The sequence below is a fragment of the Filobacillus milosensis genome (genome assembly GCF_004402015.1).
In the GTDB taxonomy this organism is placed as follows: domain Bacteria; phylum Bacillota; class Bacilli; order Bacillales; family Alkalibacillaceae; genus Filobacillus; species Filobacillus milosensis.
Window position 1 is genome coordinate 24,052 of the sequence record NZ_SOPW01000024.1, and the last position, 16,764, is coordinate 40,815.

General features: G+C 32.6%; 18 protein-coding genes. All 18 read right to left on the reverse strand.

The features are described from left to right. Positions 1 to 8: 8 nt before the first annotated feature. Positions 9 to 1,046: a 5-methylcytosine restriction system specificity protein McrC gene (locus E3U55_RS15760; protein ID WP_134341450.1), complete on the reverse strand. Its 1,038-nt coding sequence runs from the start codon at positions 1,044 to 1,046 to the stop codon at positions 9 to 11. Then, entirely contained in the window at positions 1,021 to 3,486 is a 2,466-nt protein-coding gene (locus E3U55_RS15765) for an AAA family ATPase (protein ID WP_134341451.1), read from the reverse strand. The genes E3U55_RS15760 and E3U55_RS15765 overlap by 26 nt, the downstream gene beginning before the upstream one ends. A 106-nt stretch (positions 3,487 to 3,592) precedes the next feature. Continuing rightward, entirely contained in the window at positions 3,593 to 3,796 is a 204-nt protein-coding gene (locus tag E3U55_RS15770) for a hypothetical protein (RefSeq protein ID WP_134341452.1), read from the reverse strand. Between the two features lie 121 nt (positions 3,797 to 3,917). Further along, a complete protein-coding gene (locus tag E3U55_RS17595; RefSeq protein WP_194840956.1) occupies positions 3,918 to 5,468 on the reverse strand; it encodes a DUF6946 family protein in 1,551 nt (516 codons plus the stop codon). Between the two features lie 26 nt (positions 5,469 to 5,494). Next, positions 5,495 to 6,319: a hypothetical protein gene (locus tag E3U55_RS15780; RefSeq protein WP_134341453.1), complete on the reverse strand. Its 825-nt coding sequence runs from the start codon at positions 6,317 to 6,319 to the stop codon at positions 5,495 to 5,497. A gap of 486 nt (positions 6,320 to 6,805) precedes the next feature. Continuing rightward, positions 6,806 to 6,997 carry a hypothetical protein gene (locus E3U55_RS15785; protein ID WP_134341454.1) on the reverse strand — a complete coding sequence of 64 codons (192 nt, stop codon included), beginning with the start codon at positions 6,995 to 6,997 and terminating at the stop codon, positions 6,806 to 6,808. 55 nt (positions 6,998 to 7,052) lie between these two features. Then, positions 7,053 to 7,229, reverse strand: a complete 177-nt coding sequence (locus E3U55_RS17470; protein WP_153801968.1) for a hypothetical protein — start codon at positions 7,227 to 7,229, stop codon at positions 7,053 to 7,055. A gap of 255 nt (positions 7,230 to 7,484) precedes the next feature. Next, on the reverse strand, positions 7,485 to 9,173 hold the full coding sequence (locus E3U55_RS15790) for a recombinase family protein (protein WP_134341455.1): 1,689 nt from the start codon (positions 9,171 to 9,173) through the stop codon (positions 7,485 to 7,487). Next, positions 9,166 to 10,635, reverse strand: a complete 1,470-nt coding sequence (locus tag E3U55_RS15795; RefSeq protein ID WP_134341456.1) for a recombinase family protein — start codon at positions 10,633 to 10,635, stop codon at positions 9,166 to 9,168. The genes E3U55_RS15790 and E3U55_RS15795 overlap by 8 nt, the downstream gene beginning before the upstream one ends. A 1-nt stretch (position 10,636) precedes the next feature. After that, positions 10,637 to 10,828, reverse strand: coding sequence for a hypothetical protein (locus E3U55_RS15800; protein ID WP_134341457.1), 192 nt, complete (start codon positions 10,826 to 10,828; stop codon positions 10,637 to 10,639). 202 nt (positions 10,829 to 11,030) lie between these two features. Further along, on the reverse strand, positions 11,031 to 11,153 hold the full coding sequence (locus tag E3U55_RS17865) for a hypothetical protein (RefSeq protein WP_267195394.1): 123 nt from the start codon (positions 11,151 to 11,153) through the stop codon (positions 11,031 to 11,033). A 105-nt stretch (positions 11,154 to 11,258) separates the two neighbouring features. Continuing rightward, positions 11,259 to 12,776 carry a recombinase family protein gene (locus E3U55_RS15805; RefSeq protein WP_134341458.1) on the reverse strand — a complete coding sequence of 506 codons (1,518 nt, stop codon included), beginning with the start codon at positions 12,774 to 12,776 and terminating at the stop codon, positions 11,259 to 11,261. Then, a complete protein-coding gene (locus tag E3U55_RS15810) occupies positions 12,754 to 12,936 on the reverse strand; it encodes a hypothetical protein (protein ID WP_134341459.1) in 183 nt (60 codons plus the stop codon). Before E3U55_RS15810 ends, E3U55_RS15805 begins: the two co-directional genes overlap by 23 nt. Before the next feature lie 515 nt (positions 12,937 to 13,451). Then, complete coding sequence (locus tag E3U55_RS15815; RefSeq protein WP_134341460.1) at positions 13,452 to 13,922, reverse strand: GNAT family N-acetyltransferase; 471 nt, start codon at positions 13,920 to 13,922, stop codon at positions 13,452 to 13,454. 136 nt (positions 13,923 to 14,058) lie between these two features. Then, on the reverse strand, positions 14,059 to 14,475 hold the full coding sequence (locus E3U55_RS15820) for a hypothetical protein (protein WP_134341461.1): 417 nt from the start codon (positions 14,473 to 14,475) through the stop codon (positions 14,059 to 14,061). 141 nt (positions 14,476 to 14,616) lie between these two features. Then, entirely contained in the window at positions 14,617 to 15,150 is a 534-nt protein-coding gene (locus E3U55_RS15825; RefSeq protein ID WP_134341462.1) for a hypothetical protein, read from the reverse strand. A 97-nt stretch (positions 15,151 to 15,247) separates the two neighbouring features. Further along, a complete protein-coding gene (locus E3U55_RS15830; protein WP_134341463.1) occupies positions 15,248 to 15,433 on the reverse strand; it encodes a hypothetical protein in 186 nt (61 codons plus the stop codon). 738 nt (positions 15,434 to 16,171) lie between these two features. Beyond that, on the reverse strand, positions 16,172 to 16,444 hold the full coding sequence (locus tag E3U55_RS15835; RefSeq protein ID WP_134341464.1) for a hypothetical protein: 273 nt from the start codon (positions 16,442 to 16,444) through the stop codon (positions 16,172 to 16,174). Positions 16,445 to 16,764 lie beyond the last annotated feature (320 nt).

Consider the following 16,764-nt stretch of genomic DNA (forward strand, 5'->3'; position numbering starts at 1 on the left):
TGAGCTAATTAAATTATTTCTAATAACCTACTCTCGACCTTTCTCCAATTTACTGCCAAATCAATACTACAAACTTTTATATTAAAACCTTGCATCTCGTAATCCAAGTAGAAGCTTTGATTAACTCTTGGATATAATAATACTCCTACCGATTTTCTACCGTTTCGGATACGTCTGTCGTTTTCCAAATAAGAATATAGTTGATACAAGTGCCCGCTTCGAACAATCTCTTTACTTTTAAATTCTACTAAACCATGATGATAGAATTTCGTATCAATAATGTACTTCTGATCATCAATTTCTAATGAAATATCCGTATGCATTAATGGTAAGTGGTGAGTCTCATTACCAACAGCTCCCCAGTCCAATGTTTCACTGCGTGCTTTAGAACCAACAATTTCTGTCTTATAAAAGTTCTTAACGAAATTCTCAAAGAGTCTTGCCATCTTCATATGGTCACGCGAAAAATCATTAAAAGCGGCAGAGCCCGCCCCTTCATGTAACAGCACATTTTCAGATATGAATTGGCAAATGTTTAAGATAAATTGATAGTGCTGGTTATTTCGATGTAACGTCACTTGATGAAACAACTTCGGATGAAGATGAATTCTAGAAACACTTTGAAAATACATCAATAGTCTTTTAATTTCGTCATAATATTGTTTCTCAAGACTCTCATACATGCTTAAACGAAGCATCGCTGCCTTAATGATTTGGTTATGAGGGATATCGTAAGTTAAATTCTCATGTTGAATGTGCATTTTCCCTCGTTTAAATGAAAACCGTTCAATCGATTCTTTAAACAGCACCTTCCCTCGAATCACACCTGATTCTTCTTGGTAGGGTTGGTACTCTCTATAAAAGCCTTTCTTTATCAAAGATTTCACTTTCGATATAAAGACCTTACTTAATAGATTAATAATGTCTTTCTCATCTTCGCCATGTACATCAATCATTCGCTTCTCATGTGGATGATCCCAGGCATAAGCCAGCATATAGAATATGTTTTTAACTGGAATTCTACTGATGTCGGCTGAGGAGTTCATCTACTTTTTCCTCCTGATCAAACCAATATTCTTTTAAGAGTGGTTCTACTTCAAGTCGAATCACTCGTTCAAGCCACGTTTGTTCATCCTCAATATTCCCTTGTGGCGTAAAATAACTATGGCCAACCTCAAATCCTTTACCAAGGTTCACCTTGTCTCTCACTATCTCATTATTAATATCTGTCATCAACGAGATAATGTTTTCTATAAATCCCTGGCTAATTCCTTTCGCTTGAAGGAACTCTTTAAACGATTCTGTGTGAAAGCCAGGTTCTAAATCAATAAAGGCAAAACGACGACGTAAAGCATAGTCAACTAAAGCTAATGATCTATCTGCCGTATTCATGGCACCTATGAGATACACATTTTCTGGTATAAAGAATCTTTCCTGATCTTGACTATAAGTTGTTTTAATCGCGAATTCTTTACCTCGTTTATCCGCTTCTATTAACATCATGACTTCCCCAAAGATTTTAGATAAATTTCCGCGGTTAATCTCATCGATTATAAAGTAGAATTTCTCATCAGGATTTTCTTGTGCTTTTTTACAGAACTTATGGAATAACCCATCCTGCAGCACAAATTGACCCTCTCTATTCGGTTTAAAACCACGAATAAACTCTTCATAAGAGTAAGACTGGTGAAACTGGACCATTTCAATATTTTCTGGTTTTTTCGCTTCCATGTGATAATAAGCAAGACGTTTGGCAACAAAAGTTTTCCCTACACCTGGTGGGCCTTGTAGAATAATATTTTTCTTATATTCTAACGATCCAATGGCATCCTCTAGTTTATCAAGATCAATGAATAAATCTCGGGTAATGTCTTCGGTTGTATACTCTGCTAATTCTTCTTTTACCACACCAGTTTCACTTGGTTCTTCTTTTACTTCGAGCTTATAAAGAATGTCATCTAAGAAATCTTCATAACCTGTTACATCCGTTAATGTCTTTTGATTAATTGGATGACTTGATATATCCCATTCGCCCTCCTTTAACCAATCTACGTTTCTATAAGAATGATGTGGGCCATTTTCTGGATCGTATTGATATTGTGATGTCACCTGGCCCAAAGCAATGACTTTGCTTTTACCATGTTTAACAATCACGTTGTCCCCTTCTTTCATTTCTCTAACGAACTGTTCATTGGCAAGTGCATCATTAGTCGGGGAGTAATCTAATTCGTTGACTTCTTTCAGTGTTTCCAATATATCTTTTTTGTCTTTATATTGTCTAAGATCTCCAAGTTCATTCCAACCAATAGAGACTTGTTCCTTATCCTTAAAATATCTCCAATATTTACTGTTTTCACCTGCTGCTATTAACCAATACTTTGGAGATTCACTTTCAATTGTGTGTTGGTCCTTGCTTTTATCAAATATAAAGCTAAAGAATTGATCCACTTCATAATAGATTGGTAAATCAGTCTGACGTCCAATTAGTTCTTGATACTTCTCAGCGATTTGGTGATCCTTAATAGCATTTTGGAATTTCATGAATCGTTTAGAAAATGTATCACCCCTGATATAGCCAGGGTCTATTTCTAATTCGTTCTCAACCGCTACTCGATCTCGTTGATTAAAGAAGCAATACTCTTCAGGAAAGATATTACCAATCATTTCACTAAGTGCATTGGCGCCAATACCAAATAGTTTATATTGGTCATTATTTAAAAACTGATCCATACGACGTTCTAATGAATCATCACCATGAACGAGATATAAAAAGCTTTCTCTATATTTGTCTAGGGACGCATTCATATTTCCAAAAGCACGACTTCTCGCAATAGCCATTCGGTATGCATTCACATGTTGCCCAATTTTTTGGAAGTCTTCCCATTCCATCGTTTTTATGTATTCAGGATCTCTAAATTGTTGGAAGAACTTATAACTCTCTTCAAGATAATTAAACTCTTGCGGAAAGTTATTAAGCTCATCCTTGTAATAAAGCAAGTACTTCTCAACTATTGTTTTATTAACCTTCTCATCTAGTATTTCTGGATTGTTCCAGAATTTAAGAAGCTTCTTAAACTCTTCGTCTGTCAATTTATAATTGGTTAGCTGCGCTAATCTCATGATTAATAGATTACGAGTTTCTGGCAGTTCCTTTAGTTTGGAACGTAAAACCATCCCATCAGCTTCATCTAATCTAGCTTCCTTAACCTTTAACTGAGCTTGAGGGTAAACATGCTCTCCGACTTCCGGATCTGTTATTACTTCTGCCAAAGCAATAACACCCCCTGTACCTTTTTCGCCACCATCAGATCGCCATATAAATACTTCATCCCCTGCTTTAATCTCATTCATATGATACTTCTGACGAATAGACCAATCAATAATTTTGCCGTCTTTCACGTATTGATTTAAATCATGTAAATCTGGAAACTTGTCTTTGTTAATCGTAAATTGTTTAGGATTCCCTTGAAAAATCCATTTTGGCATAGTGTCTAACTCCTTTTAACTTCGTAGTTTTTGCTAAACTCACTAAATTGACTTTCAGTAAAGCCATCTTTGTACAATTCATTTACTTGCCATAACCCACTGTCTCTTATTTTATCTTTTGTTGAGGATATTCCCAACCAATTTGGTCTAGAAGAACATTCATTTCGACAGGTACCTGGCGCCTGTCGATTTGTAAAAAATAAACTAATTCTAATGCTGAAAACTGCAACATTTCAATAGACTGTTTAAGTTCTTTTGTCAGTGACAGTTTTAATGATTGTGTCTGATTTATATTTACTTGAAGATGCATGTAATCATCCTCCCTAATCTGAATACGCTTTCATTTATTATATTTAGTATATTTTATTTGGATCTACTAATTTTTAATAGTTTATTTCTTTTCGCCCAATCATAATTGTTTGCATCACTTTTTAACACGACTTCAATGTGTAGATCTCACCATTTATTTTGAAATTTGTTTCATTAGAATCAAAAGTTTTTATAGCTATTTGAAAGCAAAAATCATCAGCTGGATTCCATTGTATTCCTTTTTGAAATCTACGAACTACATTGTGAGATCCCAGAATTGCATTATATTCTTCCAACAACATTTCAGCTATGTGAGATTCGGCTATATCTAATTGAACCCCTAAACGCTTAGAAACTTCATCAATGTCTTCTCCAGAATAACAATGAAGTGAGCTTACTATTCCATCTATCAGGGGTTTACAAACACTTGTTAGATTTACGTTTTTCCCAATAGGAACCCCAATGTTAAGTTTAAGACCAAATTTAGAATTCTTATTTAATGATTTAGCATATGTTTCGATATTTGATAGTTTCATCTGATACCAATACTCATGAGGTTTATCTTTTAAAGATGATAACTTCATATCTCTCCATGTCGCTAAGACATCATCTTTTTGCCAGTAAAGATCAAAGTCTTTCCCATAATTGTATTGGTGATAATGATTGAACTTTGGGGAATTATTTAGGTGTGGCACGTTTTCTAATGATTGTTCAATTATGAAGTTGTTATCACCAATTTGCGAAAATGCCCCAACTCCGACGTTATACAATAAAACATTTTCCACATCAAACCATGATTTATTATCATTTGTACAAAACATAGCATATAGTGTCCCATTTTCAGTAGAAGTAATTTGTTTAAGTTCATTCTTTAAATCATTCCGCATGTCTTTCATCCAGTTCTTTGGTTCAAATTGTAATCGTTTAGTTGACCATAACTCTACCTTTTGATTATGACTGTTAGATGTATTTTTAATATAGTAGTTATCATCACGTACCTCGGATTTCTTTCCAGTTACCCAACCAAAATATAGATTTACTCCATCCAGTAAAACTGGCCCAACAATCTCGCCTTTTTTCGGTGACAATTGAAATAATTTAACAAACGCCTCATAATCTTCAAACCATTTTCCAGCCTCACTAAAAGAATGAACAAGCATCATTGCGTTCTTTGCCCTTACCTGTTTAGCTTCTATGAGTGCAGATGCTGTACGATGTAATAACTGATATCTTTTATCTAGAACACTTTCTTCATTTAGACCCAACTGTTCCAATAAAAAATCTAGTCTAGATTTTTTTCCTTTGCTATATTCTTTACCTAACCATGATTCAACCGTCTCTCCAAAAGGCTCTGAAACTTTTCCTTCAACCATAATGGTCAATAACTCATCATTGGCTTTAGCTAATACATAAAGGTCATTTTGTGAGCTTGCAGAACCTCCTGGTAGAGGCACCTTATATTCTGGAAATCCATATAATAGTTCAACTTCTTGAATCAATGGAATTTGACTTTGTTCAAATACCCTTTTAACACTAGGCGGGAAGTTTTCAGCCGCTTCCCATTTATAAGCCAACTCAAAAGCTGAGTAACCAGGTTTCCATTGTTTTTTAGAATCAGCTAAAAATTCTCTCCATGAACCCACTCCATTAGTAGGTACGTAATAATTCCCCATCTAACTTCCTCCAATCAATTAATGTATTATTTTAACACCTTCGTAACATACTCATCCCAATAACCTTCTTCATCACCCGAAATCTCATTTACCCAAAAATACATAAGGAGAATTTCTAAGTATTGCTTCTTGCCTTTTAAAAATGGCTTACTAGAAACACGTCTGTAAAAGTAATTCATATTAAACAAATTACTTTTCTGTTTAATATCATATTCATATTCGATGTAGTCTTCCTTATTTTTACTCTTGTGTTTTGCTGGCCATAGATCTTCGTTATCATAAAATCTAATGATCCAATCAAACGCAAAAGCGACTAAACTTACTTTATATTTCATCCATGTTTTTTCTACCCAATTATTTACTTCTTCCGTTATAAATACAGAACTCAAGTCCATGATGCGCTGACTTTCTAATAGATGATACTCCTTGATAAACTTAAATATGTTTTCCGCATTTCCTTTAATAAATGGACTCCTTTTAATTAAATCAGCATAACAATCATAGGATAATGACCTGAACTCATATTCCGTATGGTATAGAAAAAACAACTCATCCTTCTTTAAAAAGTTGATGATTGATTTATTGAGATGTTGTTCATATTCGTCATAAATATTTACTAACCAATCCTGGATCTCTGGGGAGAAATTATTCAATTGATTTTTGTATTTGCGTAATCTCTCATCATTTAGAACAGTTCTTTCGTCTACATCAATGCTTTCTAAATACTGATTAAAAAATTCAAACACATAATTATTACATATTCGTAGATTTTCTAACCTACTGTCCATATCAAATTCATTTAACCCATCTTCTTTTTTTCGTTTTGCAACATATTCTTCAAGCGTTAGCATAAATAAACCTCCTTTATAAGCCTCAAAATAATAGGATTAATAAACAAATTTAGACAAATGAAGAATAAAATCCTTCATATTGTCTGCAACGATTGATGTATAATCACTTATCAAGACTAATATACATATTGTGAGATCATCTTAATGAGGAGGGCTAACATTGAAGTTAAATAGAGACGAACGTTCTAAAGGTGATAAAGATGTGGAAAGGGCGATTCGAGGAGGTAAGAAATTATAATTATTTATAATCAACTTTTTTGGTTAGCGAATGCTAGTAGCTTTTTATAAGATTTGAAATATCACATTAAAGTCTACCTAAAAGAGGGCTAATAAATTACATTACATTTGTTTATATACCTCTCTTCTCTTTGCAATAAAAAATGCCCAAGTAATTCTTATACTTGGGCATCAATTGTGTAATTTGCTTGAAGGTCCATCTCTAAAATTAACAATACAATACTAAATGAGTGATTTAATAGTATCTGTTTATTCTAGCAAGTGACTGAATAATACACTACCTTTATTCATTACTAATCTAAAGAAAAGTTCAGCATCTTCTAGTGTATCGAACTCCTTTTTTATGAGAATTCCGTTTTTAACTCCAATTTCACTTCCCACTTTATAAGTCACGATATACTGCTTGGTATCTCCTTTAATAAGTTCAAATAATTTAGGCATTTTTATTCCTCCATATATTTATTATTTTGCTTTTTAATAAGTGTTTGATATGCCTTTACTTATCTAAAAGCTCAAGCTCACTATTAAGTTGATTTACTTCTTTTTCAGAGACCATGTACCGGTGGCTATTACCATAATTCGTAAGGATATTTTCCTCTACAAGTAATCGGACCTCTTGCTTTGTCTTATTTAAAATTTCCCCTGCTTCTGTACAGGAATATAACTTAAACATAGAGCACCTCCTATTATTTTCAACACTTTGCATTTTAGGTTTAATCTGAAAATTTTAAACGTCAATGTCATGTATACAACTACGGTAATTTGTCTACAATGTATATTAGAACTACGGTTGAATAAGTAGCTAGGTATACCGCGCTATCTGTATAACCGAAACTATTTCTTGAAAAAGCCTTGATATCAAGGCCTTTTCAAAATTGTGTTTTTGTTTGTTTCATTCAGACAAGTATTTATACGGTAACCTGAACACTTACATGGCTAAATCTGCGGTAGCTTGACTAATCCACTTTTCTATGTCAACAAACGGAGTTATTCTATAATTTATAGACACATTGTTGGTCGCGAGATTCAAATCAATCTTCTCGATTAGAAATAAGAATAAGCTTCGTAACTCAAGTTTGGATAATGGATTGCTCTTATCGTTTTTAAAGAAACTTGTAAAGAGTATTTCCAACTTTGTTGGATCGAGTAGCTGTTCAATTTTCTTAATGATTTCTGCCAGTTCTTCTACTTTTTTAGTAAGTTTATCAAGTGTTGAAGCAATAGAATTTGCAAATTCAATTTCTTCAGGGGTGTTTCGATTTACAACAAAGCGTTCCTGTTCTTTTACATGCTGTATTGTCTTTAAAACGTCACTCTGTTTTTGAGTCACTGATTTGTTCCATCTTTTCAACATAGTCAATGCTTCTTTTTTCATACCAACACTGTTTTTTGACAAGTGATCGAAGACCTTTTTAAATACAATATCATGTACTTTTTCAACCTCAACGAAGTTTTTACAACTTGTACATCGATATACGTACTTTTGGTTGTTACTTTTACCGGATGTGAAATTCTTTGAAGTAAGCGGAACATGGCAATTCTTGCACTCAAGTAAATCTTTCAGAGTAAATGGTGTATCCATGTTTCTACCAAATTGATTCTTAAAGCTTTTCATTTGTTTTACCGCTTCTGCTAAATGCGGAGGTATGATTGGTTCATGGGAGCTTTTAAAAATATCAATTTGGTCTAATTTCTTTCTAGCACTATTGGTACGACTTTCACGTACATTCCATGTCAAATAACCTTGATAAAAAAGATTCTGTATGATTTTATCAATCATCGATGCTACCCAAGATTTACCCTTTGGCGAGGGTATTTCACAGTCATTTAATAACGTAGCGATGAACTTATTACTATAACCCACACTAGATAAATAATTAATCAAGTAAACAATATCAGCCTTATTGTCAGTATTGTCGATGATTATTTCACCATTATTATCCTTTGTATAACCATATGGAAGTGCCGAACCAGGACGTTTAGGTTTTTGATTATCTGAAGGGTACAGGCAATTGTTTTGATAACGCACTGTCCTATCTTTCTTATATTCCGATTCATTTCTATAGATTAGCAACTTCGCTTGAATATGTGGTTTAGTAGGGTCCCACTCATCTGGTTCTGTCGTACTAAAAAACTTAAGTGTTGGCTTTTCTTCTTTTAATGGGTCATGGACATCTCTAACAAAATCATTTACTCGACGACTTACTCTAGACTCTTCACAAAAGAAAATCGCTCCTATGAATTGTTCGATTGACGCACAGTTAAATAGAACTTTCATCCATGGACGGTTAATAGCATCTTTATGCGTGGCTGAAACAGCTTTGTCCATAGACCATAGGATGATATGGTAGCCTTCTAGACTAGCCTTATTTTCTATTTGTCTTTTTTGCATTTCAACCGAATTGTTATCATCTTGTTTCTTATCGGAATAGCGAATATATCCAATTGCCGGCTTAATATCTTTTTCCAAAGATACAGTTTTTAACGGTGGCAAGAAACTTTCATCTTGAATTGGACCAACAACATCATTGATGATTTCTTTAAATTTTTCTTGTAGCGACATCATATTTTGAATAGTATTATCTTGGTGATTTTTTTCCACTCTTTCTTTAGGCAAGTTTTTTCACTCCTTTAAATTCTGACAAATACATTTCAAGTTCAACAGCTTCTTCGGAAACAATTACCTGCTTGATCATAAAGTTTACAAACAGATGTAACTTATCTAAACTTATTTCATTAATAAGTCCAACCCTAATAACATTTATTAAATCATTTACTAGCGATTGTGTATTAGATAGGTCTACAATTTGACTATTTAAATTTTCAACTTCCGTTTGGATGTTGTTAACTTTGTCCATATGATCTGTTATTCCCTTGTGATTATTGGGATCATAATTCAAAACATATTTTTCACGTATGCCAATCAGTTGATTACCTAACTCTTTTTTCTTTTTCTCCAATGCTTTGATAGAGCTATTTATAGCCCTTCTACAAACAAACTTTATGTCTTTCTCACAAAGAGAACCAATTAATTCAATTATGGACTCCTTTAAATGTTGATTTACTTCCGTTGTTGTTATGATAATATTTTTATGTTTAGAGCACTTGTAATAAGCTGATTTTCCTACAATTGTATTTTTATGTGCCATTTTACTACCACACTCTTTACATATTGGAGTAACAAAAGATTGTTCCCTAGAAGTAATTATGCTATCAATTAATTTTTGTTCAAATTGTTCAAGTACACGTTGAACTTCATGGAATAACTCCAAGTCAATCATTGGTTGGACATGTTCCAATAGGTAATAATGTGGTCCTTTTTGGTAATGACCCGCATAGAATGGGGAACGGAATATCTTCCAAGTATCTTCTACACTATTTCTTTTCATTTCCTTTTTATTCCTTAAAATAAGACTTAGAAGCTCATCATAACTTTTAACCGATGCAATGTTTTCAAAAGCTTTAATGATTTTGTAATGATACCTTTCATCAACACAGTATCTCTTCTGTTCAATTTCTGGCTCTTCACTTTTTTGTTTTTCTCTTTTAACATATCCAAACTTTTGTGGTGGATTGATTTTATGGACATCCTGAAGCCTAGCTTTAATATTTGCTCCTTCACTCTGAATCTGTATGCCATAAATCCCTTCAATGAGATAATCTTTGCTAAAAGGAGCAGTTTCATTACAAGTAAAGAACACATCAATATTAGCTGCGTAAAATATGTCGAGAATCTCATTGTACTCAAAAAAGTTCCTTGCCAAACGACATCGTGTAAATACTAGTACACATGTAATTTCCCCAGATTTAACAGCATCTAATAGCCTCATTAATTGTGGTCTATTTTCCATAACCACTTTATTAGCTGAAAGAGCATGCTCATTAAAAAACTCTACTTCACTAATTGGAATGCCATTCGCTTCCATCCACTTTTTTGCTGCTTCAATTTGAAGATTTTCACTTTGTGAATTTCCGCTGACACGGATATATACGCCATACTTTTTTTTAAGTCTAATTCCATTGACTTTGTAGTGCTTAGTAGAATATTTCAAAGTTTTATCGAGCATTTCATTCTCCAAGTTAATCCCCCCCTGAAATAAGTCTTTTTATACGACTTTGATTTGTACGTAATAGGTCAGCCTTTATAGTAGCGTCTATATTCAGTTGTTCTAATATGATTTTTTCCATCATTCTATACATCCACAAATCTGTTTGTTGACTGTTCTCTTCTGAATAAGTAACCCTTACAACTTTTCCTTTTTGAGTCATCAAGCTAATCACCTCCCGTCAATGTATTAAGATGATTGACGGGAAAGGCAATTTTCATACTATTTTTTATGATTTATCAGAATTACTAAAATTCAAATCTAGCTGAAGCTGGTGTGTTATACCCTTAGTACTCGGGCGTTTTATTACCACTTTTTTTGTTTTACTTCCTGGTAGACCTAGCTTAATAAAGGTATTATGCACTTACTTATTTCACCTCGAATCTACTTGTTACTTGATCTATATAAATCTGAATAACCCTTTTTGAAATACCTATCTCTTCAGATTTATCTAGTAAAACTTTGTAAAACCCTTTATGTTTATCTTTCATTGTGTTCCTCCCTTTCAATCTAGTAGAATTTACTAGAGTATAATTGTTTGAGCATGAAGTTAAAGTTCTTTGAACGACAATGCTTTATCAATACATAATTTCATGCTACTTTTTTGTATTAACAAGATTAGAAATGTCATCTAAATCAAAGAAATATTCAATATCTGTAATTAATCTATCTTTAGGCTTCTCACCTTGATTTATGTGAATTTGTCTAATAACACTGTGAAAGAATTTCTTTTTCTCTTCATCTGCTAAAGTTGAATAGAAATCTTTAAAGTTTTCGATTGAGTACCTAATAATCTCCATGAAAGAGTTACTACGTTTAAACTCCACTTGTTTAGTAAGTTCCTTTACAATAGATTTTTTCTCATTGATTGCATTTTGCTTAGTAACTAATCTATTTTTTAACAAGTCTGGATCAATATTTACAGAATTATCGTCAAACAAATCAAGTGTTGTTTCTATTCCTTTTTGTAGTTCCTCTATCTCTTTATTTAAGTACCTAATTTCTTCTTCTAAAGGTTTTAACTCATAATCTAAATTAGCTTTTGTAATATCATGTAGTAATAATGGTAAGATCTCATTTTGAAGATGATTTAGGAAATCTCTAAGAACATAATCTTCTGCATATTCCTTATTTATAAGGTTAGAAGTGCACGCAACTCTACCACTGTTTTTGTTTTTTGAGCATTGATAATACTTATACTTTTGACTACAGTTCCCTTGCACCATAGATGAACCACACCTTGGACACTTTATTAATCCAGAAAGAGGGTAAGAACCAGAATGGATTTTTACAGGAGTATAACTTCTTGTTTGCATAACCTCTTGTGTCTTTTCCCATAATGACTTTTCAATTATTGGAGTATGGTTTCCTTTGGTATACTCCCCGCGCCATTTAGTACTACCAATATAAATCTGATTCTCTAAAACAGTCTTAACAGCATTGATTGTCCAATCTTTTTTGTTTTTTGTCTTAATTCCTTGCATGTTAAGACTTGAAGCTATTTTTTTATATCCCCACATGTCAACAGCATATTTTTCAAAAATATATTTCACAACTCTTGCTTCTCTGGGAAGAACCCTTAGTTTTTTGTTAAACGATTTATAACCAAAAACCTGTCCTCCTAAGAAGAATCCATCTTCGGCTTTTTTCTCCATTCCTGATCTTGTACGGTAATTAATAAAATCCCGTTCTAGTTGAGCGACTAAAGACATTACATGGACGAGTATCTCGGCGTTGCGATCGTTTGTATTTATATTATCTGCAATCGAAATAAGGTTAACTCCGGCTTCATTTAATCGCTTCATAATAAATAGCGTATCAAGAGTATCCCTTGACAACCGATCTTGTTTTAAAACAATCACGTAATCTATTTCTTCTTCTGTTTTAAGGGCTCTATGGTACATTTCCTTAAATTCGTCTCTTCCTTCGAATGATTTCCCAGACTTAAGGTTATCGGTATAAACATCTACTACTTCGATGTTATTTCGTTGACAATACTTCATCATATCTTCAAGTTGTTTTTCCAATGAAGTATTACCAAAGTCTTGTTCTGGTCTTGGACTTATTCTTCTGTAAAGTAATGCTCTTTTTCTATTCGTTAGATGTACTACCATAATTACCACCCACTTTAGTTTCAAGTGAATCAGAGTACTTTATGATTAAATCAGAATAGTAACTCAAAAAATCTGCAGCTTTAATCTTATGTAAATCTTCCTTTTTAGCCAACATGCTTTCGTAGTACTCGTTGTAGTCATGTTTAATGTTTTTTGCCATTTACAACATCCTTTTCTATTGTTTTGTAATCAAAATAACTAGTCTTGTTTTTTTCATTAATCAAAATTCTTTATCACATATTCACCTCTCATTTGATCAAAAAGAAAAACCCCACAGATATGGCTTGAGACACACTCCTACCAAGGTAGTAAGATCATTATTTAAGCAAAATGATCTTACTCTTGATTGGAGGGTGCTTCCTCAGCCAATCTGTGGGGTTTTAGCCCAATGATTCTATAATAATATTTAATTTAATGATAATTAAAGTGTAAACAGATTTATGAATCTATTAAGTTAGACAAAAGGCAAATCAATTTACGCTTTCTATATTAAATTAACGAACGAGTGTTTGTCAATAACTTTCTGTAAAAAAATTAAAAAATTAAAATGTTTTTTCTAAATAAAGATATTTCTTCATGAATAGTATGGTTGTACTACACAGTAAAATACTCACTTAAATCATATGCCTTCTTCAACTAACGCCCCCAGTTACTTTAAGTACATTTATTCACAAATTATATGTTTTTAACAAATAAAACTCGTTCATTACCTTTGCAGTCATAGTTTGTATGTACTGGAATATTATCAACCAACTTATCACCTTCAACAATACTAAACCCTATATTAGTGTGGTAATAAATTGAATTCTTGTTTACTGGTGATGTAATACAACGAACCCTCTTCACGTTGGACTTTTTAACAATTTTAAAGAATTCATTATAAAGAGCGCTTCCAACACCTTCTCTTCGATTATTTGGATTAACTCCTACTAAATGAATATACGCTTCTTCTTTATTACTTTGAGATAAGAATCCAATTAAAAAACCAATTATATTATCATTTTTTTCTATTACAAAACTTGTATCATTAAAATTATCAAATAAAAATCGAGGTAATAAATGTGTCATTTCTCTGCCACCCCACCACTCATTCATAACTGGTATTATTCGCTGGCAATCCTCAACTTTTAACTGTCGCATGTTCATTGTAATCCCCCAGAATATCCTAATATCTAATAATTACATCTTAAACAATCCTGCCCCGAGAGTTGATCAACACGTGATTTACTTCTTCAACTAAAGACCTCAGTTTGTTTAAGTGCATTAGTTCACAACTTCTTAATTATTCACCCTCCAAAGAATGTGGACCACCATCATAATCAACAGCAAATGAGGTTCCTCCGATTACTTCTTTTTCGTAAAGAAAAACCCTAACACGTATTTCGCCGTGATATTTATCATTTAAGGGATGATCTTCTACTACAAACATAACTATGTCAATGGTTTTACCTATATATTTATCTGGTGCTATTGGTTGTACGTTCCATTCCTGTTGCCCAGGTATTGTTTCAAGGTATTCTTGAGTTATAACTTGACTACTATCACTAACCAATGATATTACATCATATCCCTTTTCTTCGAGATAACTTTTAGCAATTTTCACATTTTCACTTAATTGTTCTTTGTCCAAAACCTGTTCTGTTTCACTACACCCTACTAATGCAAATAAAAACAAGAAGAAAAGAACGAATTTTTTCAATAATCTTTTACCTCCTTTATTTTATTACATAGATTATTCACTAAAAAGTTCTAAAAGCTCTTGCACTAATCTGTCCCTTTAGCACAATAAGTGACTATTCTTCTTAAACTAACTGCCCCATATAGTTTAAGAATAAAATTCTTAGTCAGTTATCCATTTTTCTTTATCTGATAAAGCCCTAAAAATATCTTCCTTAAAACTGTCTTTCAATTCATAAAAATGAACACCTGCAATTTCAAAAACCTTACTATTTTCGTAAAAGGAGAACTGAATTAATATTCGACCACGAGCTAAGTTATTTTCATCCCAGCTTTCCACACGTCTAAATATAATCTCATATTTCGCTCCACGTTTATTTGGAGGATTCTCAGATAAATATTGTTCCCCGTCATAGTTTTCAAGCTTATTTGCCTTATCAAAATGATTGAGTAAATTTTTAATTTGTTCTTTGTTAGTTACATAATGATAAAAACTTCGATTACCATCTGACTCCCTTTTAACTGCTTGTAACACCATAGGGTTTTTAAAAGTTTTAAATGAATAATGGGGGTACTCTGCAATATTTCCTTCTGGATATGTAAAAGGATTATACAAAAAATTGTTGTTAATATAAATAAAGGAACCAATAATTAATGTTACAAACAATACGATGATTATTATTAACCACTTCTTCATCTAATCCCCCCTAAAAAAACATATCGCTTGTTGTAGACGTGTTACGTATTATCGACGCAACTTGTTAAACTAACGCCCCATTTAGCTGAATAAGTTTCTATTCCCCGTATCTATTTTTCCACTCTTCTAACCAAGTTGAATAGTTTCCTTTTACCTCTTCTGCTGTTTTACCATCCAAAGAATAAGGAGCACCAACTACATCATCGTTTTTAGAAATTGGATAGGACCAACCTCCAATTACTTCCTTTTCGATAACCCATGCAGTGACACTTGTTTTCCCCATTTTAAATAATTCATCTAACGGGTGATTACTAATTGTAAATTTTACTGTTTCAATTCTCTTATTCAGATATTCATCAGGTTCAATATATTGAACCGACCAAACTTGTTGGTCAGGCAGAGTGTGTAAATCGCTTTTACTAAATTCTTGCCAGCTATCACCTTGATAAGAAATAACTTCGTACCCGTTCTGTTCGAGGTGTTTTTTTACGATTTTAGCATTATCACTTAATTCTACCTCTTTTTCGTTACAACCCGTGAAAATTAGAACTGAAGTTAAGATTAAAATAAATATTTTTTCAAATAATATTCCCCCTTTTTAATCTTGTGCTAAACTGCCCCAATAGTTGAGAAACGCGTGATTTGCTTCTTTAACTATTGCCCCCTTTTGTTTAAGAAGCATTTTGATTAACCCAAGATTTTAGCAATGTTCTTTGCAATATAAATCAAGAGTATAATTGCAAATGGGAATAGAACAACAACAAAGATTGTAAAAGTAATCTTACTCTTAGATTTCTTCATTTCTTGCAGTTGCTTCCTGATATTATTCTTATCACTAAAATATATAGAAGAAAATACAATAAGCCCTATTACAAGTAGAGGCAAAATAAATTCATAAAATGCTGTTAAAATCTCTTTCACCACACTTCATTTGTTCTTTAAACTCTTGATCGACACGTCGAGTTGCTTATTCAACTAAAGCCCCATTAGCACAATAAGAAACAGGTTACTATTATCTGAATTAGTTAAAATTTTTACTGAGTTGATAAGCAGAAACACAAAAAAATGTAAGTCCTACCAAGAACAAAATTCCACCTAATGTGATATTAGATAGAATATATCCATCCGTTATAATTCGGAAATCATCTGAGTTCATACTTCCACCCATTGATGTACGTAAAAATTCATTTGCAGAATCTCTTCCATTTTCAACACTATTTATTAGTTTTGAAAATCCTACTATGGTAAGGATTATTGTAAATATAAGAAATCCGTAACGATATAAATACTTCATAATTCCCCTCCAAATTTTTTATTCAACTCTTCTGCACCTTCAATTGATCAACGCGAAAATTCCTTCTTCAACTATTGCCCCCATTTAGTTGAATAAAAATATACTAGAGAGAGATTAAAAACCTTCACTGTTTTATTATAGTAACTTGCACCTAAAACACCTAGAAAAATTACAAATATCGCCACAAATATACTTATATTATAAATGCTAGTTTATAAATGTACATAAATGATCATTTAAGAATGTACAACTCTGACCGATAAATGCATACTTAATTCGAGGTGAGGAGAATGCATTTATCGATTAATTTAACAACTGAC